The following is a 20,660-nucleotide window of genomic DNA, read 5'->3' as shown; positions in this document are numbered from 1 at the left end:
CATCCCGAAAAACGCGTGTTCATCTCCCAACCCTCCCATTTGCCTTATCGCATCGATATCCCGACTCGGGTTCGACATTAATAACTTACTTGTGTATGTAAAAATGATTGTCAAGACAACTTGAGTCGAGTTAGGCAAAATGCCAGACAGGATGGAGCAAGCTCACTTGCACGGGCAAAGCATGGGGATTTTGACGGGATGGCCGATCTGGCAATGAAGAAAACGACGCGCGCCACGCGCGCAAAAGGGGCGCAAAGCTCGCCCGAAGCCCTGCTCGACGCGCTGCATTCGCTGATGATCGAACGCCGCGGGCTCGATGTGGCGATCGCCGACATCTCCGAACGCTCCGGCCTCAATACGGGACTCGTGCGCTATTATTTCAAAAGCAAGAACGGCATGCTCGTCGCGCTGCTGGACCGCATCGTGAACCTGCCCATCCGTAACCTGCGGGCGCTGATCGACGCGCCGATTACGCCATGGGAAAAGCTCAAGCGGCATCTGAGCGGCCTGATCAACACCCATTACCGCTATCCCTATATGAACGAGCTGGTCGCCTATCTGATCAACGGGACCGACGAAGAGATCGCGAAACACGTCTACACCAGCAGCGTCGAACCACTCCTGATCGCCCAGCGCGCGATCATCCAGCAAGGCGTCGAATCCGGCGAGTTTCGCGACGTCGACCCGACATTCAGCTATTTCACGCTCACGGGCGCTTGCGACTATATGTTCACGGCTTCCTATGTGCATCGCCTGGGCCTTCACGCCTCCGAAGTGAGCGACGAAATGCGCCAGCGCTACACCGAACATGTCCTGAATTTCGTGCGCGCCGGGCTGCAGGCCGACGTCGCCGGATAGCAATCCGGAAACCTCGCTTAAAATCTGCGGAAACTTCGCATAGCCTATTGTTACTTACACGTGTAAGGTGTAAAGGATAGGCGGCGCCGCAAAAGAGATTCGCCATGACGGAACGAGGCGGCGCCAATCGTCACGACAGGAAAAGGAGTTGGGAGATGTCGGCGCAAAATCTGGTCACGCAGCCCCAAGAGCAAGGCAATGCGCCGCAATTGCCGGCAGACATGGCGAGCCGGTTGACCGACCCCGCTGTCTGGGCGGACGAGGCGGGCTTGCACGAGCTGCTGGCGACGATCCGCGCGCAATATCCGCTCGCCATTGCGGACGTCCCTGGTTTTCGTCCCTTCTGGGTCGTCTCCAAATATCAGGACATCATGGAGATCAGCCGGCAGAACAGCCTTTTTCACAGCGGCGACCTGTCCGCCGTTCTGATGCCCGAAGAGGAGTATCAAAAGCTCGCGGGAGGCGGCGAAGACGCCGAGAAGGTCCACCGTAGCATCGTCTATATGGACCCGCCCGAACACGGCCGGTATCGAATGCTCACCCAGGCATGGTTCCAGCCGGGCAGCGTCAGGAAGCGCGAAGAAGAGATTCGCGCCATCGCGAAAAAGACCGTCGAACGCATGCGGGCCGCCGGCGGGACATGCGATTTCGTCTCCGACATCGCCGTGCATTATCCGCTCGAGGTGATCATGAACATCCTCGGCATCCCGGACGAGCATTATTCCCGCGTGCTTCGTCTCACGCAGGAGGTCTTCTCGGTCGCCGATGAGGAACTGGGGCGCGAAGGCGACGATACCTTCTCCCTCGGATCGGACAATGTCTTCCGGGATTTCAATGCCTTCCTTCGCCCCTTCCACGAGGATCGCAAAGTCAATCCGCGCGACGACGTCCTGTCGATCATCGCCAATGCGCAGATCGATGGACAGCCGGTCCCCGAGATCGAGGCCCTGAGCTATTACGTCACGGTGGCGACGGCCGGCCACGACACCACCTCGTCGACTTCGGCCACGGCGCTCTGGGCCCTGTCGCGGTCGCCCGAGCTGTTCCGCGAACTCAAGGAAGATCCGTCGCGCATTCCGGCGCTGATCGACGAAGCGTTGCGATGGACGACGCCGGTCCGCCATTTCATGCGCAGCGCCACCGAGGATTATGAATTGCGCGGACAGCTGATCCGCAAGGGCGACTGGCTGATGCTCTGCTATCCTTCGGGCAATCGGGACGAGGAGATTTTCGAAAATCCGCAGCAGTTCCAGCCCGGCCGGTCGCCGAACAAGCATGTCGCCTTCGGCTATGGTGCCCACGTCTGCCTCGGCCAGCATCTGGCAAAGCTGGAAATCCGCATTCTGCTCGAAGAACTGCTTGCGAATCTCGACGCGATCGAGCCCGCCGCCCCCCCCAAATATACCAAAGCCATTTTCGTGGGCGGCCTGAAATCATTGCCGATCCGCTACCAGACGGCCTGACCGGCCCTCCGCGCAAGGCGATTGCCTTTTTCCGACATGCGAAACGGGAGTGACTTTCGGACATGAACGCTACATTTGATTTCACCGGCAAGGTGGTCGTCGTGACGGGCGGCAGTCGCGGGCTCGGCCTCGCGATGGTAGAGGGATTCGCCAAGGCGGGCGCGACGGTGGCGATCGCGAGCCGCAAGCTCGACGCCTGCGAAGAGGTCGCCCGATCGATCAGGGATCGCGGAGGAAAAGCCTCGGCTCACCAGATGCATGCCGGACGCTGGGAAGACTGCGACCGCCTGTTCGAAGAGGTGAAGCGCGAATGGGGCGGGGCCGACATATTGATCAACAACGCCGGCATGTCGCCGATCGCGCCCTCCTCGGTCGAGACGAGCGAAGAGCTGTTCGACAAGATCATATCGGTCAACATGAAAGGGCCCTTTCGACTTTGCAGCCTGTTCGGGGCGGACATGGTCAGGCGCGGCGGGGGGTGCATCATCAACATCTCGTCGACCGGTTCGCTGCGTCCCGAGTTCGGCGCCGCACCTTATGATGCCGCAAAATCGGGCGTGAATATCTTCACGACCACCTTCGCGCAGGAATATGGCCCCACAGTGCGCGTCAACGCCATCGCGCCCGGTCCGTTTCACACCGACGTGAGCAAGGCCTGGTCGCGTTCCGAAGCCTTTACCCGCCACGCGAAAAAGTCGATCCCGCTCGGCCGCGCGGGCGATCCGCCCGAGATCGTCGGCGCCGCGCTCTACCTCGCCAGCGATATCGCCACCTACACCAGCGGCGCGATGATCGTCGTCGATGGCGGCCAGTCGGTGGGCATGATGCCCGGTGCATTCTCCGACTGATCTTTCGCCAGCCAAGGATTTCATCATGGACAACGCCATCCTGCCCCGTAACCGGGCAGCGGACCCCCGCATGCTCGAAAAAAAGGCCGACTGGATTCGCCTGGAAACGATCCGGCTCGTCGAGATCGCCAAAAGCGGCCATTATTCGAGCGTCTTTTCCTGCGCGGAAATGTTCGCAGCGCTCTATTATCACACGCTGCGCCTCAAGCCGGCCGATCCGCGGTGGCCGGATCGCGATCGCTTCCTGCTGGGCAAGGGCCATGCCGCGATCGGCCAATATCCGATCCTTGCCGAACTGGGCTATTTTCCCGAGGACTGGCTCGACACCTATACCCGCCTCGGCTCGCCGCTCGGCGATCATCCCGACATGAACAAGGTTCCGGGCTGCGATTTTTCCTCGGGGTCGATCGGTCACAATCTGTCCGTCGGCGTCGGCATGGCGCTGGCCGCGCGACTGCAGCAGCGCGATTTCCTGACCTGGGTCATGATCGGCGACGGCGAACTGGCGGAGGGTCAGGTCTGGGAGGCTGCGATGGCTGCCGGGCACTACGGCCTGTCGAACCTGATCGGGATCGTCGATGCGAACGGCATGGGGCTCGACGGCAACACGGAAGATGTGATGAACATCGAACCGATCGCGGCGAAGTTCGAGAGCTTCGGCTGGTCGACGAACGAGATCGACGGGCACGACATGCAGGCCGTCCTCGCGGCCTTCGACCGCGCCCAGCAAAGCGACCGGCCGCACATGATCGTCGCCCGCACCAAGAAGGGCAAGGGCGTCGGGTTCATGGAAACCACCCCCTATTGGCATCTCGGATTTCTGGGGCCCGCCGACAAGGCGGTGGCGGTCGCCGAAATTCAGGAAAGGCTCGACGCATGACCATCGCCGAACTCGAAAAGCCGCTCGACCCGGCAAGCTGGAATATCCAGACATCGATGCCGAAACTGACGGCGCTGACGATGAGCGCCGAACTCGAAGAACTGGCGGAAAGGCGGCCCGAACTTGTCGTGCTCACGGCCGACCTGGCGTCGTCGAACGGCCTCGATTCCTTTCAGCGCCGTTTTCCGGACCGCTTCATCAATACCGGTATCGCCGAACAGAATATGATGTCGATCGCCGCGGGGCTCGCCGCGTCGGGTCATATCGCCTATGTTTCGACCTTCGCCTCCTTTGCCTCGCTTCTGTGTGCCGAGCAGGTCCGGACCGACCTGGCCTACACCCGTCAGAAAGTCCGCATCCTTTCGCACCATGCGGGCATCTCGATGGGCTTTTACGGCACGTCGCACCATGCGGTGGAGGACATCGCCATAACCCGCGCCATGGGACATATGACAGTGGTCTCGGCGTGCGACGGAAACGCGATCCGCGGGTTGATCCGCAGCACGATCGATATCGACGGCCCGGTCTATATCCGCATCGGTCGCGGCGCGGAAAAGCCCGTCTACGACGACGTGCCCGACTTCACCCACGGCCGCTTCAGGACATTGCGTGATGGACGGGATGCGACGATCATCGCGACGGGGATCGGGGTGAAGGCCGCGCTCGACGCCGCCGACATTCTCGCCGATACGGCGCCCCGGCTTTCGGTTCGCGTCCTCGACGCCGCCTATATCAAGCCGATCGACGCCGATGCGATCCGCGCCGCAGCGCGGGAGACCGGAGCGATCCTGACCGTCGAGGAACATAATCCGCACGGCGGGCTGGGCGGCGCGGTCGCCGAAATACTGGCCGAAGGCGGCATTGCCGTGCGCTTCGCCCGGCACGCGCTGCCGGACGAATATGCCCTCGTCGCGCCCCCGACCCATCTCTACCGCCATTACGGCCTGACCGGAGATGGCATCGCGACGGCGCTCCGCACCCTGATCGGTCGGTGAAGGCCGTGCGACGTTTCGAGGGCATGGTCGTCGCCATCACCGGCGCGGCATCGGGGATCGGCGAAGCGACGGCGCGTCGCTTCGCCGCCGAAGGTGCGATCCTCGCGCTCTGCGACCTCAGCGAGGATGCGCTCGCGCAGATGGTGACGCGCACCGGCATTGCCGAATCCGCCAGGACCCTGCGCGCGGTGGATGTCTCCGACATCGACGCGATCAGCAGCTTCATCGACGATGCGGCGCAATCGCTCGGCCGCCTCGACGTGCTGGTCAACAATGCGGGTATCGGATGCTTCGGCCATGTCGACGAGATCACCGCCGAACAGTGGCGCCGGACGATGGCGGTCGACCTCGATGCCGTCTTCTTCGGCAGTCGGGCGGCCCTGCCCTATCTGCGCACCGCAGGGGGCTGCATCGTCAACACGGCTTCGATTTCCGGACTGTTCGCCGACCCGGGGCTCGCCGCCTATAATGTCGCCAAGGCAGGCGTCGTCAATCTGACGCGCAACATGGCGGTCGATCACGCCGGCGAAGGCATAAGGGTCAATTGCATCTGTCCCGGGGGTGTCGGAACCGCCATGCTGAAATCGCACCTTCGCGATGCCGCGATCATGGAGGATTATGAGCGGCTTGTTCCGATGGGCCGTGTCGGAACCGCCGACGAAATGGCGGCCGGCATAGCCTTTCTGGCATCGAGCGACGCCTCCTACATCACCGGAACGACGCTGACGATCGATGGCGGCGTGACGGCGCAGACCGGACAACCCAATTTCGATCGTCTCTACAGGCAGCGCGGATGGGACAAGAAGATACTGCGCGGCTGAACGAGCTCGCGGCCGGCCTGGTCCTTCCCGAGGGACTGCGCTGGCATGATGACCGGCTGTGGTTTTCCGACATCGAAGCCAAGCGCGTGTGTTCGGTCGATCTCGAAGGAAAAATGAGAATCGAGCTGGAACTCGACGACAATCCATCGGGGCTGGGCTGGCTGCCCGACAAAACCTTGCTCGTCGTGTCGATGCGACGGCAGCAAATCCTGGCCGTCGTCAAGGGACGGCCCGTTTTGCATGCCGACCTGACCGGGCTGGCCCTCGCGCATGCCAACGACATGATCGTCGACGCCCAGGGCCGCGCCTATGTGGGCTCGATGGGGTACGACATATGGGCGGGTGAACGCTTCAGGCCCGGCAATATCTGTGCCGTCCGGCCCGATGGATCCGCCTTTGTAGCGGCGGACGGCCTGGCTTTCCCGAACGGCATGGCGATCTACAGCGACCGATCGCTGATTGTCGCAGAAAGCGTCGCGGGGAAGCTGACGGCATTCGACATCGCTGCCGATGGCGACCTTCGGTCGAGGCGAACCTGGGCAGCGATGGACGGCGAGACGCCGGACGGGATCGCGATCGAGGAAACAGGAGCGCTCTGGGTCGCTGGAGCTTCTTCGGGAAGCGCCATCCGTTGCATCCGGAACCGTGGCGCCATTCAGCGGATTTCCTTGCCGGCCGGATGCACCGCCTATTCCGTCGCCATTGGCGGCCCAAAGAAGACCATACTTTTTATCGGCTGTTCTTCGCCATTCTCTTCTCATGCATCGTCCCGAATGACGACGCGTCCGGGAACGATAAAATGGATCGATCTGACTATCGGATCAGAATGAGGCCGCCTCTCGGAACCCTCGCTCCAAATGCCGCCGGCTGAAAAACCAGCTCAAGGGGCGTGACGGCTTCTTATCGGCTGGAAGACCGGAGCCTGGTTTCAAGCACCGATGGATCAGGAACCGGAGCAAGCATCGCTCACGCATAAGTTCACCCATGCGCGTTTCCCTTCGCGCCGGAAAAAGCTATCCTTCATCCGGAACGGCAAGGGGGCGACATGGGACAGAGCCGCGCGCGCGAGACGATGCGGACGACCGCGCAGATCATCCGCGCCTATCGCGGCCCGGCGCTGTTCAGCTTCGGCTTCCGCCCCTTTTTCCTGCTCGCCGGGGTCTTTGCCGCGCTTGCGGTGCCCCTGTGGATCGCCGTGCTGTCGGGGGGCGGTCCGCTGGCGGGCGCGGTCACACGCGACTGGCACGTCCACGAGATGCTGTTCGGCTATACCGCCGCGGTGATCGCCGGCTACATGATCATCGCCGGGCCGAACTGGACCGGACGCTATCCGGTCGCGGGGGCGCCGGTCGCGGCGCTCGCCGCGCTGTGGCTCGCCGGGCGCGCGGCGATGCTGCTGGCGGAGCCCGGGAACGGCGTGACGATGACGATCGACGCCGCCTTCCTGCCGGTCTTCGCGGCGGCGCTGTGGCGCGAGCAGATCGCCGCGCGCAACGGCAAGGGGTTGGTGCCGTGCCTTGTCGTGACCGCGCTCGCGCTTGCCAATATCGCCTTCCACCTCCGCTTCGCATGGCCCGGGGCGGGGCCGGTGGCGGAGCGGCTGGCGCTGGGCATGATCGCGCTGCTGATCGCCGTGATGGGCGGGCGGCTGGTACCCAGCTTCACGCGCAACTGGCTGGCCCAGCGCAAGGCGCCGCGCGAACCCGCGCCGCACGGCCGCCTCGACCGGGCAGCGACATGGCTGACCGCAGGCGCCCTGCTGGCATGGCTGGCGCTTCCCGACGCGCCGATGACGGGCCTACTCCTCGCCGCCGCCGGCATCGGCACGGGATTGCGCCTCGCGCGGTGGCGCGGCTGGGAAACGTGGCGCGAGCCGCTGGTCTGGGGGCTTCATCTCGCCTATCTGTGGCTCGCGGTCGGCTTCGTCCTGCTGGGCGCCGCGATCGGCTTTCCGCAGCATGTTCCCGTAACCAGCGCGATCCACGCGCTGACCGCCGGCGCGATCGGCGCGATGACGCTGGCGATGATGGCGCGCACCACGCTCAGCCACACGGGGCGCGCCCGCAGCGGCGGCGCAGCGGCGGCGGCCGCGCTGCTGCTTGTCCACGCGGCCGCGCTGGTGCGCGTCGCCGCGCCCCTTGCGGCCGACCTGTACGCCGATCTGCTGATGCTCTCCGCGCTGCTGTGGAGCGGCGCCTTCGGCCTCTTCACCTGGGTCTATGGCCCGATGCTGATGATGCGCCGGGCCGGTTGACGCGAGTGGCCGACTGTCCCTAACCGGGGGCCGGCTTTCGAGGGATTGCGAGAAAACTATTGGACACGGATCGACGATGGATCCTGCTGACGCGGGTGGTCGTGGTTTTGCACCGGCTGCTGGAGCGCTTTGCCCAGGGGGCGGAGCTGACCATCGCCCAATATCGCTTCCTGCTGACGCTGAAGCGCGAGCCGCGCCGCGCCAGCGTCCTCGCCTCCATGTCCGGCATCGGCCGGCCCGCCGCCTCCGCGCTGGTCACCGGGCTCGCGAAGCGCGGCATGATCGAACGCTATACCGACCCCGACGACGGCCGCGCGGAAATGCTGCGCCTCACCGATGCCGGGCTGGCGGAATATGCCGCCTTCGAGCGCGCGCTCGCCCGCGACCTTTCCGCCTATCTGGCGATCGACGAGCCCGAAGGCCTGCTCGACCGGATCGAGGAGCTCGCCCATATCATCGACAGCAACCGGACGCCCACCCTGCGGGATTGACAGTCCTCCCTTGCAAAGTTAGTTCGTTTGACGAACCAATTACAAGGGTGGAGAGAGCGATGACCTCACAGCTTTGCGACATGCTCGGCATCGAGTTTCCGCTGCTGGCGTTCAGCCATTGCCGCGACGTCGTCGCGGCGGTGAGCCGCGCGGGCGGTTTCGGCGTCTTCGGCGCGACCGCGCATACCCCCGAAACGGTGCGCGAAGAGCTCAAGTGGATCGACGATCATGTCGACGGCAAGCCTTATGGCATCGACGTGCTGGTGCCGGAGAATATGGCGACGCGGGGCGAAGGCAGCGTGACCGCCGCCGCGCTCGAGGCGCGGATTCCCGAAGCGCATCGCCACTTTGCCGAACGCCTGCTCGCCGATGCCGACGTGCCGCCGCCCGCCGAGCCGGTCAGCCGGAACCGCGCCCAGCCCTTTGATCCCGAAACGGCGCTGCGGACGCTGGAGGCCGCCTTCGAGCATCCGATCCGGCTGATCGCCAACGCGCTCGGCGTGCCACCGCCGGAGATGATCGCGATGGGCAAGCAGCACGGCGTTCCCGTGGCGGCGCTGGTCGGCGCGCGCGAACATGCGATCCGGCAGGTCGAGGCCGGCGTCGACATCATCGTCGCGCAGGGGACCGAGGCCGGGGGCCATTGCGGCGAGGTCAGCACGCTCGTCCTGGTGCCCGAGGTCATCAAGGCGATCCGGCCGATCCGCGAGGTGCCGGTGCTCGCCGCGGGGGGCATCATGACGGGGCAGCAGATGGCCGCCTGCATGGCGATGGGCGCGGCGGGCGCCTGGACCGGATCGGTGTGGCTCGCGACGCCCGAAAGCGAGACCTCTCCGGTGTTCCGCGAGAAGATGATCGCCGCCAGCAGCCGCGACGCGGTGCGCGTGCGCAGCCGCACGGGCAAGCCCGCGCGCCAGCTGAAGTCGACGTGGACCGAGAATTGGGAGAAGAGCCCGGACAGCCCCGGCGCGCTGCCGATGCCGCTGATGAGCCTGATCAGCGAAAAGTCGCTGCGCGCCGCCGACCGCGCGGCCGAGGCGGGCAACGGCAAGGCGCGCGACATGGTGACCTATTTCGTCGGACAGGGCGTCGGGCTCGTCGACTCGGTGCGCGGCGCCGGCGCGGTGGTGCAGGATTTCAAGGAAGAGTATCTCGAAGCCGTCGAGCGGATGAACAGCCTGCTCGCCGATTAGGATCAGCACATCCACAGGGGAGAGCGCGGTGTTCAATTTCGGCGACATGCTTGACATCGTCGAGCGCAACCTGCCCCCCGACGCGCCGCTGTGCCTGCACGGCGACCGGCGGATCGACTGGGGCGAAGCCGGCCGCCTCTCCAACAATCTGGCGCGCAGCCTGCGCGAGGGCGGGCTGAAGGCCGGCGATTCGCTTGCCATCTACCTGCGGAACGGGCCCGAATATATCCTCGGCCTGGCCGCCGCCTTCAAGGCGCGGCTGGCGGCGGTCAACGTCAACTATCGCTATACCGACGCCGAGCTTCGCTACCTGCTGAACGACAGCGACGCGCGCGCGGTCGTCTATGCCGCGGAGTTCCGCGACCATGTCGAGGCGATCCGCGCCGACCTGCCGCTGGTGACGCGCTGGATCGAGGTGACGGACGGCGCCCCAGCACCCGGCTTTGCAGAGGATTTCGCAGTCCTGACGCAAAGCGGAGACGGCGCGCCGCTGGACATCGAGCGATCGCCGAACGACATCCTCTTCATCTATACCGGCGGCACGACCGGCATGCCGAAGGGCGTGATGTGGGAACATGGCGAGCTGCGCGAGATATTGGTGAGCGCGGCGCGCGCGCTGCAACCGGTTCCCGACACCCCCGACGAGCTTGCGGCGTCGATCCGCGAGCTGGGGCCGGGCCCCCGCATCCTGCCGGCCTGCCCCCTGATGCACGGCACCGGCCTGTTGCCCGCCATCGCGACGATGGTCGCGGGCGGCAGCATCGTCACGCTGACGCACCGTAGCTTCGACGCGCGCGAGGCGATCGAGGCGATCGAGCGGCATCGCCCGCAAGCGCTGGTGATCGTCGGCGACAGCTTTGGCCGGCCGCTGCTCGCCGAGCTGGAGAGCGGCGCGCAGGCGCACGACCTCGGCAGCGTGCTGTCGGTCACCTCATCGGGCGTGATGTGGAGCGCGGACATCAAGCGCGGGCTGTTGCGGCACATGCCGGACGCGGTGCTCAACGACGTGCTCTCCTCCTCCGAAGCGCTGGGTCTCGGCGCGTCGGTGATGACGCGCGACTGCGAGGTGAAGACCGCGAGCTTCACGCTCGGCGAGCGCTGCCGCGTCTTCGACGAAACCGACCGCCCCGTCCTCGCGGGCTCGGGGGGCGTCGGGCGGCTCGCGCTCGGCCCGCCCAACCCGCTCGGCTATTACAGGGACGCGGAGAAATCGGCCGCGACCTTCCGCGTCATCGACGGCGTGCGCTATTGCATCCCCGGCGACTGGGTGCGCGTCGAGGCGGACGGATCGCTGACCTTCCTGGGCCGCGGCAGCGGCTGCATCAACACCGGCGGCGAGAAGGTCTTCGCCGAAGAGGTCGAGGAGGCGCTGAAACGGCACGACAGCGTCAGCGACGCGCTGGTCGTCGGCGTGCCCGATCCGACATGGGGACAGGCGATCGTCGGCGTCGTGACGTTGCACGCCGATGCCGCGTTCGACGCCGAAGCGCTGCGCGACCATGTCCGTGCGCAGCTCGCCGGATACAAGGTGCCGAAACGGCTGCTGGTCGCCGACCGGCCGCTGCGCGCGGCCAACGGCAAGGCCGACTACGGCGCCGCCCGCGCCATCGCAGAAGGAGCGACCGCCCGATGACCGACGCGACGATGAACCAGGAGGAGCGGGCCGCGCTGCGCGACACGGTGCGCCGCCTGTTCGCGGACCAGTGCACCGAAAGCGACGTGCGCCGCATCATGGAGAGCGACAGCGGCCACGACCCCGCGCTGTGGCGCAGCCTTGCCGAGCTTGGCATCGCGGGGCTGCTGGTCGCGGCCGGTACGGGCGGATCGCAGCTTTCCGCCGTCGAACTGAAACTGGTGATGGAGGAAGCGGGCGCGGCGCTCGCGCCCGTGCCGCTGATCTCGACCGCCATGGCATCGGTGCTGCTCGACGGCGAACTGGCCGAAGCGCTGGCGGCGGGGCGGACGATCGCGGCGGTCGCGCTGCTCGGCGCGCTCGACTGGACGGGCGGCAGCAACGTGCGGATCGAGGGCGGCCGGGCACAGGGCACGGCGCGCTTCGTTCCCGATGCCGGTATCGCCGATATCTTCCTCCTCGCCAGCGACGAGGGCGTCCATCTCGTCGAGCGGGCGAGCGCCGGGATCACGCCACTGCCCACCTTCGACCGCACCCGCCGCATGGCCGACGTCCGCTTCGACGGCGCCGCGACGCGCATCGGCGACGGTGCCGCGGCCCGGCGCGCGCGCGACATCGGGCTGGTCGCGCTGGCGGGCGAACAGACCGGCGGGGCGCGGCGCATTTTCGACATCACCGTCGATTACGCCCGCGAGCGCCACCAGTTCGGCCGCGCGATCGGCAGCTTTCAGGCGATCAAGCATATGGCGGCCGACCTGCTGCTGGAGGCCGAAAGCGCGACGAGCGCGGCGCGCGACGCGGCGCGGCAAGTGGCGGAGGGCGCGGTGGGCAAGGATGCGGCGGTCGCGCTCGCCGCCTTCACCTGCGCCGATGCCTTCCTGCGCTGTGCGAAGGACGGCATCCAGATGCACGGCGGCATCGCTTTCACCTGGGACCATCCTGCGCACCTTTATCTGCGCCGCGCGCGGTCGGGCGTGCAGCTTTTCGGTGACAGCCGCGTCTGGCGCGACCGCTATGTCGCGGCGCTGGACGCGATGCAGAGGGAGATGGCGGCATGACCGACGCGGACTTGCAGGCCGAGGTCGAAGCATGGCTCGCCGCCAACTGGCGCGGCGCGCCGCCGCGCGAGGAAAGTTTCGGGCGCGACCCGCGCACCGAATGGCTAGCGCAGGTCCGCGACGCGGGCTGGGCCGTCCCGCGCTGGCCGCGCGACTGGTACGGCCGCGAACTGTCGGCCGAGCAGGCGAAGATCGTCGAGCGCGCCTTCGCCGCGGCCGGGGCCCCCGGCGCCGGACAGGACCGCAGCAACCTGTGGGCCAATACCGCGCTTGCCCACGCGACCGACAGCTTCAAGCGCGTGATCGTGCCGCAGCTGCTGGCGGGCGAAGTCGGCATGTGCCTGCTCTATTCGGAACCGGGCGCGGGCAGCGACCTCGCCGCGATCCGCACGCGCGCCGAGAAGGTCGAGGGCGGCTGGCGCGTGACGGGGCAGAAAATCTGGACATCGGGCGCGATGATTGCCGATTACGGCATGCTGATCGCCCGCACCGACTGGGACGTGCCCAAGCATCGCGGCATCAGCTTCTTCTTCCTGCCGATGCGGCAGGACGGCGTCGAGGTGCGGCCGCTGCGCCAGATTACCGACGAATCGCATTTCAACGAGGTGTTCATCACCGACGCCTTCGTCCCCGACGAAAATCTGCTGGGGCCGCTGAACGGCGGCTGGGGCGTGCTCCAGACCGCGCTCGCCTATGAACGGTCGGTGATGGGCGACATGGCGCGCGGCGCGCGGTCGGGCGCCGCCGGGGCGAAGGGCGATCATGCCATGCTCGAACTGGCGCGCGAGGCCGGGAAGCTGGACGATCCGGTGGTGCGGCAGGACGTCGCGCAGGTGATCGCATGGCGCGTGCTCAACAAGCTCAACACCCAGCGCGCGAAGGCGGAGCTGGCGCAGGGCACGTCGTCGTCGATCATGTCGCTCGGCAAGCTCGCGATGAGCCGCATCCTGCACGAGGAAGGCCGCCTGCGCACCGAATTGCTCGGTCCCGAAAGCCTGCTCGAAGGCCCCGATCACCCGCGCGCCGAGGATGCGAATTTCCTGTCGCTCAACGCCTATTTCACCTCGATCGGCGGCGGCACCGACCAGATCCAGCGCAACATCATCGGCGAGCGCGTGCTCGGACTGCCGAAGGAGCCCGAGATCGACCGCACCATTCCGTTCCGCGAGGTGCGGGCAGGCTAGGTCACGCCGAGCGGGACGGGGCGACGAGGCAAGCAAAATCACGCGCTGCTTTTTCGAACGGCATCGCCATCCGGGGCGGACGTCTCTTGACATCGGGCGCGGCGAAGCATCCAGAGGATGCGGGACCCTGTTCAGCAAAAGGATTTTTCATGCGACATATCGCCTTTCTGCCCCTGGCGGCGCTGATGCTTTCTGCCGGCGCGGCCATGGCGGCGCCCGCCCCGAAGCCCGAGGCGGTTCTGAAGAACAAGGCCTATGACGCCGCGGTCCGGATTCTCGACCGCGACCACGACCGCATGGTCGCGGAGATCATCGCGCTGACCGAGATTCCGGCGCCGCCCTTCAAGGAAGCGGCGCGCGCGGCCGCCTATCGCGAGATGCTGCGCGATGCGGGGCTGACCGACATCGAAACCGACGAAGAAGGCAATGTCATGGGCGTCTATCGCGGCACCGGCCCCGCGGGCGGACCCGTGGTGATGATCGCGGCGCATCTCGACACGGTGTTTCCGGAAGGTACGCCGATCAAGGTTCGCCGCGAAGGCACCCGCCTCCACGCCCCCGGCATCGGCGACGACACGCGCAGCCTGGCGGTGCTGCTCGCCTATGCGCGTGCGATGAAGGAAAGCGGCATCAAGGTGCGCCGCGACATCGTCTTCGTCGGCAATGTCGGAGAGGAAGGGCCGGGCGACCTGCGCGGCGTCCGCTACATGATGGCGAAGGGCAAGTACAAGGACCGGATCGAATCCTTCTTCTCGATGGACGGGACCGATCCGTCGCGCTTCGTCAACGGCGGCGTCGGATCGAAACGCTATCGCATCACCTACAAGGGGCCGGGCGGGCACAGCTTCGGTGCCTTCGGCCTCGTCAACCCGATGGTGGCGATGAGCCAGACGGTCCTCGATCTCTATCGGATTCCGGTGCCCGCGACGCCCAAGACCACCTATTCCGCCAGCGTCACCGGCGGCGGCACTTCGGTGAATTCGATCCCGAACGAGGTCTATATGGACTTCGACATGCGGTCGGAAAGTCCCGAAGAACTCGCCAAGGTGGAGAAAGCCTTCCTCGCGATCGTCGACAAGAGCGTCGAGGGCGAAAATGCCGCGCGCTCGACCCGCGAAGGGCCGATCACCACCGACATCAAGCTGATCGGCGACCGGCCGGCCGGGCAGACGCCCCTGACCGCGCCGATCGCGCGCACCGCGGAGGCGATCATCCGCGCGAAAGGGTTGACCCCGCGCGCGAGCTTTTCATCGACCGACTCCAACATCCCGATGAGCCTGGGCATCCCGGCGATCACCATCGGGTCGGGGGGCGAAGCCGGACGCGGGCACTCGCTCGACGAGTGGATCGACGTCGAAAAGACCAGGAGCCTCGACGGGGCCAGCGTCGGCCTCGGCATCCTGCTCGCGACGGCGGGGCTGCAATAAGCGGCGGCGACAGACCGGCGTTGCCATAACCGTCATTGCGAGCGAAGCGAAGCAATCCAGGGCGGTTTACGCCACTCTGGATTGCTTCGCTTCGCTCGCAATGACGATATCAGGTTAAGTCAAAGCAGCCCCGCCCGCAGCGTCAGGCGGAGACCGGAAAGGTCGGCCAGACGCCGCTGATCGTCTCGCCGTCGAACAGCGCGATATCGCCGAATTGCAGGAACACCGCCTCGCTCTGGTTCGGGCGGAAGAAGACATGGTCGTCGGGCTTCAGCGCCACCCGCGTGGACCCGGTCAGCATCTCCTGATTGCTCGACCGGCCGTACAGGTCGCTGAACTGCAACCCCGGCGGCGACACCGGCGTCGCGAGCCAGTGGCCGCCATAGATGAAGAAGGCGCGCGCGGCATTCGGGTCCATGAAGGTCAGCGGGCCGGTAAGCCACTCGTTGCCCGGCAGTTCCATGCGACCCGCCTTGATCACCGGCGTCGCGATGAAGCTGGCGGGAACATGGCGCGCGAGCGACGCGAGGTCGAAATCGACCGGCTTGACGAACGCCGACCCCACCGACACCTCGTTCGCGACCGTGCCCTGCGCGTGGCGCGCATAGGTCGGGCTGCCCGCGCCGTTGAGCGTCAGCGTCGCCGGATCGACGCCCAGCTTATCGCGCAGCACGCCGATCGCGGTGCGATAGAGCTTTTGCGAGGCGGCGTAGGCCGCGTCGGGATCGCTCATCTTCGGCACATGCGCGTCATAGCCCATCAGGCCGCCGACCGCGACGTGCGGGAAGGTGCGCGCTAGTTCGACCGCCTCGGCCAGCGTCCGGCCGTCGGCGAAGCCGCCGCGATGCAGGCCGACGTCGATTTCCATATTGGCGCGCAGCCCCGCCCCGCGCGCCGCCGCGATCTCCGCATATTGCCGCAGCCGCGCGGGCGTATCGATCAGCCACTGGACACGGCCCGCCGCTTCCGCGCCCGCCCGGTCGACGAATTCGGCATATTCCATCGCGGGCAGCGGCTTGCCGAGCAGCAGGTCGGCATCGGCGCGCCCCGCCATGCTGTCGAGCATCGCGCCGTTGAAGACCATGAAGCGGTTGGTGGCGAGGCCGCGCGCGACATGGTCGATCAGGCCGGTCGCGGGGAGCGACTTGACGACGACGCGCAGCGGCAGTCCGGCGGGTTTCAGCGTCGCGCGCGCCGCGGCGATGTTGCGGTCGAGCCGCTGCTGGTCGACGACCAGCACCGGATGCGCGATCCCCGCCTTGCGCAGCGCCGCCGACAGCGCGAGGAAATAGCGGTCGTGAGCGCCACCATGGTCGCCCTTGCGCGACGCCAGCACCGCCGCGCCGCCGAGCACGACTGCGCCGCCGCCGACAATCGCCGCCCGGCGCGTCCAGCGCCTCGTCCGTCCAGCCTCAGCCATCGAGGAAGATTCCCTTCAGATAGTCGTTGAGCATCCGCCCCTCGGGGTCGAGCGCGCGGCGCACCTCGCCCGCTTCCTTCCAGCGCGGATAGAGCAGCGCGAGGTCGGGCGCCTTCAGGCTGTGCAGCTTGCCCCAGTGCGGGCGGCCGCCGTGGCGACGGAAGATCGGCTCGACGATGCTGAAGAAGAAATCATGCTCCTCGCGATAATAGGCGTGGACCGCGATCGACCCGCTCTCGCGGCCATAGAAGGGAGAGAGCCACGCGTCGTCGGCGGCGATCACGCGCACCTCGATCGGGAAGAAGACGTCCTTGCGGTGTGTCTCGATCGCACTCAGCACCTCGCGCAGCGCCGGGACCTGCGCCTCGATCGGCAGATGATATTCGATCTCGTTGAACCGCACCGGCCGTTCGTTGGAGAGCAGTTTCCACCCCTCGTCGACGACCTCCTCGGGCGGGATCTTCGCCAGTTCCTCGGCGGCCAGCTTGCGCCGCAGCGACGGGGCGAACTCGAACCAGTCGCGAAGCTGCTTCAGCCCCATCAGCGTTTCGGTGTCGGCGTCGGGACCGCGCGGCTTGACCGGCCTGTCGGTGACGTCGTTGGAGATCACCACCGAATGGCCGGTGAAGGGCAGGACATAGAATTCGACGTTGCGGTGCCGCTGGCGCAGCGCCGGCCAATCCTCCAGCACCTCTTCGGTAGGGCGCACCTCGGTGCGCTTGAGGATGCGGTTGAGCGGCTGGTTCTGGAGCGTGACCTGCGTCACGACGCCGAAGGCGCCGAGGCCGACGCGCGCGGCGTTGAACACCTCCGGGCGGGTGACGGCATCGCAGTCGATGACCTCGCCCGTCGGGGTCGCGATCCGCATCGCGACGACCGATCCATGCATCGCCTGGATGCCGCGCCCGGTGCCGTGCGTTCCGGTGCCGATCGCCCCCGCGATCGACTGCTTGTTGATGTCGGGCAGGTTGACCATCTCCTGCCCCACCGCGGCGAGCGCGGGGCCCAGGTCGGCGAGCCGGGTGCCGCCGCGCACCGTCGCGCGATTGGTCGCGGCATCATGGCCGACCAGCCCCGCCATGCCGTCGAGGGTCAGCAGCGTGCCGTCGGTCGGCACCAGCGCGGTGAAGCTGTGCCCCGACCCGACCGGACGCACCGGCGCGGGGGCGCGGGTCAGGATGGAAAGCAGTTCCTCCTCGCTTTTCGGCGCGCCTCGCTTTTCGGGGTAGCTGTGCGCAATCCCCGACCAGTTGCTCCACAGCAGGCGGCCTTCGGCGTCCTGCGCCGCGAGCGATGCCGGCTCGCGATCGCGCAGCCAGTTGCGTCCGGCCAGACCGCCGACGCCGACCGCGCCCGCTCCGATGACGCCGCCGCCGACCAGCAGCGCGCGCCGCGTTACCTTGCCCATCAATCCCTCCCCGCCATGAAACGAATGAGCGCCGTATAGTCGTCGGGCGAGCAGGCGAAGCATTGTCCGCCCGCCGGCATGCCGTTCAGCCCGCGAATCGTGCTTTCCAGCAACGCCGCCTCGCCCTTTGCCCAGCGCGCGTCCCACTGCGTGCGGTCGCCGGTCAGCGGCGCGCCGGTGTCCGGAACCGTGTGGCACGACTTGCACGCCTGCTCGTAAAGCCCGGCGAGGCGCACGCCGGCGGGCTTCAGCGCCGCGCTCTGCTCGGGCGTCAGCGGCTTCGCCGGCGGCGGCTCCGACTGGCAGGCCGCCAGCAGGAGCACCGCCGGGACCAACAGCAGCCTGCGCATCAATATTTGACCCGGAACTCGACGCCGAAGCTCCGGGGCTGTCCCTGGAACTGCTCGACGAACCCGAAATCGGCGAGGTCCACGGCGAAATTGATATATTTCTTCCGCGTCAGGTTCCGCCCGAAAAGCGCCGCTTCCCAGCGCCCGTCCTCGTCCTTGACCGCGATACGGCCGCCGAGCAGCCAATAGCCCTTCTGCTTCAGCAGCGGATTGTTGTCGGTCGAGAAGAACTGGCTGCTGCGATAGGACACCGACGGCTGGAGCGCGAGCGCGACGGCGTTCGACAGCGGGATCTCGTAATTGGCGACGCCGCTGAAATTGACCTTGGGCGACAGCGCCAGCCGATTGCCCGAATAGTTGGTCCCGGCGCTGACGAAATCCTTGATCTCGGTATCGAGCAGGCCGAGGTTGAGCGTGATGTCGAGCCGGTCGACGGGCCGCGCGATCATCTCGAACTCGGCGCCATAGATGGTCGCATTCGCCGCATTGGCGAGCAGCGAAACCGGGATCGCGCCGGTGTTGATCAGCGTGTAGAGCTGAAGATCCTTGTAATCATAATAGAAGGCCGCGGCGTTGAAGCGCAGGCGCCGGTCGAGCAGCGTCGATTTCAGGCCGATTTCATAGGCGGTGAGCGTTTCCTCGTTGAACGGCTTCGCCTGTTCCTCCGCCTCGACGGGATCGAAGCTCAGATAGCCGCCGTTGAAGCCGCCGCTCTTGAAGCCGGTCGAGATGGTGGCATAGGCCATGACATCGTCGGTTATGTCATAGTCGAGGCCGACCTTGAACGAAACATTGTCGAACGACTTGCGATTGTCGAACGCATAGAGCGGCAGGATGCCGCCGGGGACGGGGGCGGTCACGATATTGCCGTCCTCGTCCGAGAAGGTCATGATCTCGTCCTCGAACTGCGCCGCGGCGCGGAAACGCTTGCGCTCGTAATTGTAGCGGCCGCCGACGGTCGCACGCAGCGACGGCGCCAGCTCGATTTCGGCCTGGCCGAAGATGGCGGCGGCTTCGGTCGTCTGGCGGTTGAGCGTGCGCGAGAAGAGGACCGGCGCGCCGCCGGTCGTCAGGCCTTCCGGATCGGCGCCGCCGTCGGGGGTCAGCACGCGCAGGTCGCGGAACAGGTCACCCGTCTGGTCCTGCTTCAGCACCTCGTGCAGATAATAGCCGCCCGCGACCCAGGTGACGCTGCCGGTCGATCCCGACAGGCGCAGTTCCTGGGTGACGGTCTTCGACCGCACGCCATAAGTGAGGTGGAGCAGCGCGGCGGGGCTGGCGTCCGAATCCTCCTGGTGCAGCTTGTCGTCGAAATCATAGGCGGAGATCGAGGTCAGCGTCACGTCGCCCAGATCCCAGTTGAGCCGTACCGCGGTACCCCAGCTTTTCGATTTCAGCCGGTCGCTGCGGTCGTAATTGCCGTCGTAGAAGCCTTCGGGGCTGACATAGCCGAGGACGTTGCCGCACTGGTTCGCCATGATCGCGTCGGCGGCGCAGGGCGTCGTGAAGCCGGTGTCGGGATCGAGCAGGCCGAGGCTGCGGAATTGCGGCGAGCGCACGTCGACGCGGCCGCCGTGGACGTTGACCAGCGCGTCGAAATTGTCGGTGACGTCGACCGCGAGCTGGCCGCGCAACGCGAAACTGCCCTGCCCGTTCTCGCGCCGGCCGGTCAGCAGGTTGTGGATATAGCCGTTCGCATGGGTGCCGGTGCCCGCGATGCGGAAGCGGACGCTGTCCGAGATCGGGCCGCCGATCGCGGCCTCGCCGGTGATGGTGTCGAACGAACCATAGGAAAGCGACGCCTGCGCCTGGAAATCGCGGCTCGGCTTCGCCGCGATGAAGTTGATCGCGCCGCCGGTCGCGTTGCGGCCGTACAGCGTGCCCTGCGGCCCCTTGAGCACCTCGACGCGCTCGAGATCGAAAAGCTGGAAGGTCTGCGCGCTCGGCGAGCTGATATAGACTTCGTCCATATAGACGCCGTTCGGACCCGAGTTGTTGCGGTTGGTGTCGCTGAGCCCGACGCCGCGAATATAGATGAGCGGCTGGTTGCCCGCGCCGCCGGGAAGCCCGATCTCGAGGTTCGGCACCACCCCGGCGATGTCGGAGCTCGACTGGATGCCGAGGTCGGACAGCGCGTCGCCGGCAAAGGCGGTGACCGCAACGGGAACGTCCTGAAGATTCTGCTCGCGCCGCTGCGCGGTGACGACGATGTCACCGATGCCTTCGTCGGCGGGCACCGCGTCCTGCGCTGCCGCGATCGCCGGAACGACCAGCGCGCAGCCCGTCAGCATCAACAACGCACGACGCCCCGTCTTAACCTGAAAACCCATCGAATTCCTCCCGAGAATGACAATGTAGTTATCGCTATATTATAGCA

General features: G+C 66.5%; 18 protein-coding genes. 14 read left to right on the top strand and 4 right to left on the bottom strand.

The genetic code is table 11. The annotated features are described in order from the left end of the window. Positions 1 to 198 precede the first annotated feature (198 nt). The 14 genes from AC2S9W_RS07440 to AC2S9W_RS07375 all read left to right on the top strand — a co-directional run bounded on the left by AC2S9W_RS07440 (position 199) and on the right by AC2S9W_RS07375 (position 15,105). Positions 199 to 858 (top strand): TetR family transcriptional regulator, encoded by a 660-nt coding sequence (locus AC2S9W_RS07440; RefSeq protein ID WP_067108281.1) that lies wholly within the window; start codon positions 199 to 201, stop codon positions 856 to 858. A 155-nt stretch (positions 859 to 1,013) separates the two neighbouring features. Then, entirely contained in the window at positions 1,014 to 2,321 is a 1,308-nt protein-coding gene (locus tag AC2S9W_RS07435; protein ID WP_067108278.1) for a cytochrome P450, read from the top strand. Between the two features lie 62 nt (positions 2,322 to 2,383). Further along, positions 2,384 to 3,169, top strand: coding sequence for an SDR family NAD(P)-dependent oxidoreductase (locus AC2S9W_RS07430; protein WP_076074236.1), 786 nt, complete (start codon positions 2,384 to 2,386; stop codon positions 3,167 to 3,169). A 25-nt stretch (positions 3,170 to 3,194) separates the two neighbouring features. Beyond that, on the top strand, positions 3,195 to 4,049 hold the full coding sequence (locus tag AC2S9W_RS07425; RefSeq protein ID WP_199775056.1) for a transketolase: 855 nt from the start codon (positions 3,195 to 3,197) through the stop codon (positions 4,047 to 4,049). Next, positions 4,046 to 5,044 carry a transketolase family protein gene (locus AC2S9W_RS07420; protein ID WP_076074233.1) on the top strand — a complete coding sequence of 333 codons (999 nt, stop codon included), beginning with the start codon at positions 4,046 to 4,048 and terminating at the stop codon, positions 5,042 to 5,044. The genes AC2S9W_RS07425 and AC2S9W_RS07420 overlap by 4 nt, the downstream gene beginning before the upstream one ends. Positions 5,045 to 5,049: 5 nt before the next feature. Continuing rightward, entirely contained in the window at positions 5,050 to 5,865 is an 816-nt protein-coding gene (budC, locus tag AC2S9W_RS07415) for a meso-2,3-butanediol dehydrogenase (RefSeq protein ID WP_067181582.1), read from the top strand. Next, a complete protein-coding gene (locus tag AC2S9W_RS07410) occupies positions 5,838 to 6,695 on the top strand; it encodes an SMP-30/gluconolactonase/LRE family protein (RefSeq protein ID WP_076074231.1) in 858 nt (285 codons plus the stop codon). Before budC ends, AC2S9W_RS07410 begins: the two co-directional genes overlap by 28 nt. A 215-nt stretch (positions 6,696 to 6,910) precedes the next feature. Next, entirely contained in the window at positions 6,911 to 8,119 is a 1,209-nt protein-coding gene (locus AC2S9W_RS07405) for an NnrS family protein (protein WP_199775055.1), read from the top strand. A 95-nt stretch (positions 8,120 to 8,214) separates the two neighbouring features. After that, the gene (locus AC2S9W_RS07400; protein WP_158682065.1) at positions 8,215 to 8,610 is read left to right on the top strand and encodes a MarR family winged helix-turn-helix transcriptional regulator; all 396 of its coding nucleotides are present in this window, start codon (positions 8,215 to 8,217) and stop codon (positions 8,608 to 8,610) included. A gap of 59 nt (positions 8,611 to 8,669) precedes the next feature. Next, positions 8,670 to 9,803: a nitronate monooxygenase gene (locus AC2S9W_RS07395; protein ID WP_067108263.1), complete on the top strand. Its 1,134-nt coding sequence runs from the start codon at positions 8,670 to 8,672 to the stop codon at positions 9,801 to 9,803. Between the two features lie 28 nt (positions 9,804 to 9,831). Further along, a complete protein-coding gene (locus AC2S9W_RS07390; protein WP_234002565.1) occupies positions 9,832 to 11,436 on the top strand; it encodes an AMP-binding protein in 1,605 nt (534 codons plus the stop codon). Beyond that, the gene (locus AC2S9W_RS07385) at positions 11,433 to 12,494 is read left to right on the top strand and encodes an acyl-CoA dehydrogenase family protein (protein WP_486571807.1); all 1,062 of its coding nucleotides are present in this window, start codon (positions 11,433 to 11,435) and stop codon (positions 12,492 to 12,494) included. The genes AC2S9W_RS07390 and AC2S9W_RS07385 overlap by 4 nt, the downstream gene beginning before the upstream one ends. Beyond that, complete coding sequence (locus AC2S9W_RS07380; protein WP_076074220.1) at positions 12,491 to 13,678, top strand: acyl-CoA dehydrogenase family protein; 1,188 nt, start codon at positions 12,491 to 12,493, stop codon at positions 13,676 to 13,678. The genes AC2S9W_RS07385 and AC2S9W_RS07380 overlap by 4 nt, the downstream gene beginning before the upstream one ends. A gap of 149 nt (positions 13,679 to 13,827) precedes the next feature. Further along, positions 13,828 to 15,105, top strand: coding sequence for a M20/M25/M40 family metallo-hydrolase (locus AC2S9W_RS07375; RefSeq protein ID WP_076074218.1), 1,278 nt, complete (start codon positions 13,828 to 13,830; stop codon positions 15,103 to 15,105). Between the two features lie 142 nt (positions 15,106 to 15,247). Here the strand turns inward: AC2S9W_RS07375 and AC2S9W_RS07370 are convergent, their stop codons facing one another. From AC2S9W_RS07370 to AC2S9W_RS07355, 4 genes are read right to left on the bottom strand one after another with little or no spacing between them, the layout of a single operon-like run. Continuing rightward, positions 15,248 to 16,525, bottom strand: a complete 1,278-nt coding sequence (locus AC2S9W_RS07370; protein WP_076074215.1) for an alanine racemase — start codon at positions 16,523 to 16,525, stop codon at positions 15,248 to 15,250. Further along, positions 16,518 to 17,933: a D-arabinono-1,4-lactone oxidase gene (locus tag AC2S9W_RS07365; RefSeq protein WP_076074212.1), complete on the bottom strand. Its 1,416-nt coding sequence runs from the start codon at positions 17,931 to 17,933 to the stop codon at positions 16,518 to 16,520. The genes AC2S9W_RS07370 and AC2S9W_RS07365 overlap by 8 nt, the downstream gene beginning before the upstream one ends. Beyond that, on the bottom strand, positions 17,933 to 18,283 hold the full coding sequence (locus AC2S9W_RS07360; RefSeq protein ID WP_199775053.1) for a c-type cytochrome: 351 nt from the start codon (positions 18,281 to 18,283) through the stop codon (positions 17,933 to 17,935). Before AC2S9W_RS07360 ends, AC2S9W_RS07365 begins: the two co-directional genes overlap by 1 nt. Next, positions 18,283 to 20,613, bottom strand: a complete 2,331-nt coding sequence (locus tag AC2S9W_RS07355; protein WP_083675010.1) for a TonB-dependent receptor — start codon at positions 20,611 to 20,613, stop codon at positions 18,283 to 18,285. The genes AC2S9W_RS07360 and AC2S9W_RS07355 overlap by 1 nt, the downstream gene beginning before the upstream one ends. Positions 20,614 to 20,660 lie beyond the last annotated feature (47 nt).

This window comes from Sphingopyxis sp. 550B, from assembly GCF_057401805.1.
The sequence above is the reverse complement of the archived record's forward strand: the minus strand, read 5'-3'. Positions and strand labels throughout refer to the sequence as shown.

What these genes read in the sequence shown, in the direction of transcription:
- AC2S9W_RS07440 (WP_067108281.1), top strand. Translation starts at nt 199, where the DNA reads ATGGCCGATCTGGCAATGAAGAAAACGACGCGCGCCACGCGCGCAAAA.
- AC2S9W_RS07435 (WP_067108278.1), top strand. Translation starts at nt 1,014, where the DNA reads ATGTCGGCGCAAAATCTGGTCACGCAGCCCCAAGAGCAAGGCAATGCG.
- AC2S9W_RS07430 (WP_076074236.1), top strand. Translation starts at nt 2,384, where the DNA reads ATGAACGCTACATTTGATTTCACCGGCAAGGTGGTCGTCGTGACGGGC.
- AC2S9W_RS07425 (WP_199775056.1), top strand. Translation starts at nt 3,195, where the DNA reads ATGGACAACGCCATCCTGCCCCGTAACCGGGCAGCGGACCCCCGCATG.
- AC2S9W_RS07420 (WP_076074233.1), top strand. Translation starts at nt 4,046, where the DNA reads ATGACCATCGCCGAACTCGAAAAGCCGCTCGACCCGGCAAGCTGGAAT.
- AC2S9W_RS07410 (WP_076074231.1), top strand. Translation starts at nt 5,838, where the DNA reads ATGGGACAAGAAGATACTGCGCGGCTGAACGAGCTCGCGGCCGGCCTG.
- AC2S9W_RS07405 (WP_199775055.1), top strand. Translation starts at nt 6,911, where the DNA reads ATGGGACAGAGCCGCGCGCGCGAGACGATGCGGACGACCGCGCAGATC.
- AC2S9W_RS07395 (WP_067108263.1), top strand. Translation starts at nt 8,670, where the DNA reads ATGACCTCACAGCTTTGCGACATGCTCGGCATCGAGTTTCCGCTGCTG.
- AC2S9W_RS07385 (WP_486571807.1), top strand. Translation starts at nt 11,433, where the DNA reads ATGACCGACGCGACGATGAACCAGGAGGAGCGGGCCGCGCTGCGCGAC.
- AC2S9W_RS07380 (WP_076074220.1), top strand. Translation starts at nt 12,491, where the DNA reads ATGACCGACGCGGACTTGCAGGCCGAGGTCGAAGCATGGCTCGCCGCC.
- AC2S9W_RS07375 (WP_076074218.1), top strand. Translation starts at nt 13,828, where the DNA reads ATGCGACATATCGCCTTTCTGCCCCTGGCGGCGCTGATGCTTTCTGCC.
- AC2S9W_RS07370 (WP_076074215.1), bottom strand. Translation starts at nt 16,525, where the DNA reads ATGGCTGAGGCTGGACGGACGAGGCGCTGGACGCGCCGGGCGGCGATT.
- AC2S9W_RS07365 (WP_076074212.1), bottom strand. Translation starts at nt 17,933, where the DNA reads ATGGGCAAGGTAACGCGGCGCGCGCTGCTGGTCGGCGGCGGCGTCATC.
- AC2S9W_RS07360 (WP_199775053.1), bottom strand. Translation starts at nt 18,283, where the DNA reads ATGCGCAGGCTGCTGTTGGTCCCGGCGGTGCTCCTGCTGGCGGCCTGC.
- AC2S9W_RS07355 (WP_083675010.1), bottom strand. Translation starts at nt 20,613, where the DNA reads ATGGGTTTTCAGGTTAAGACGGGGCGTCGTGCGTTGTTGATGCTGACG.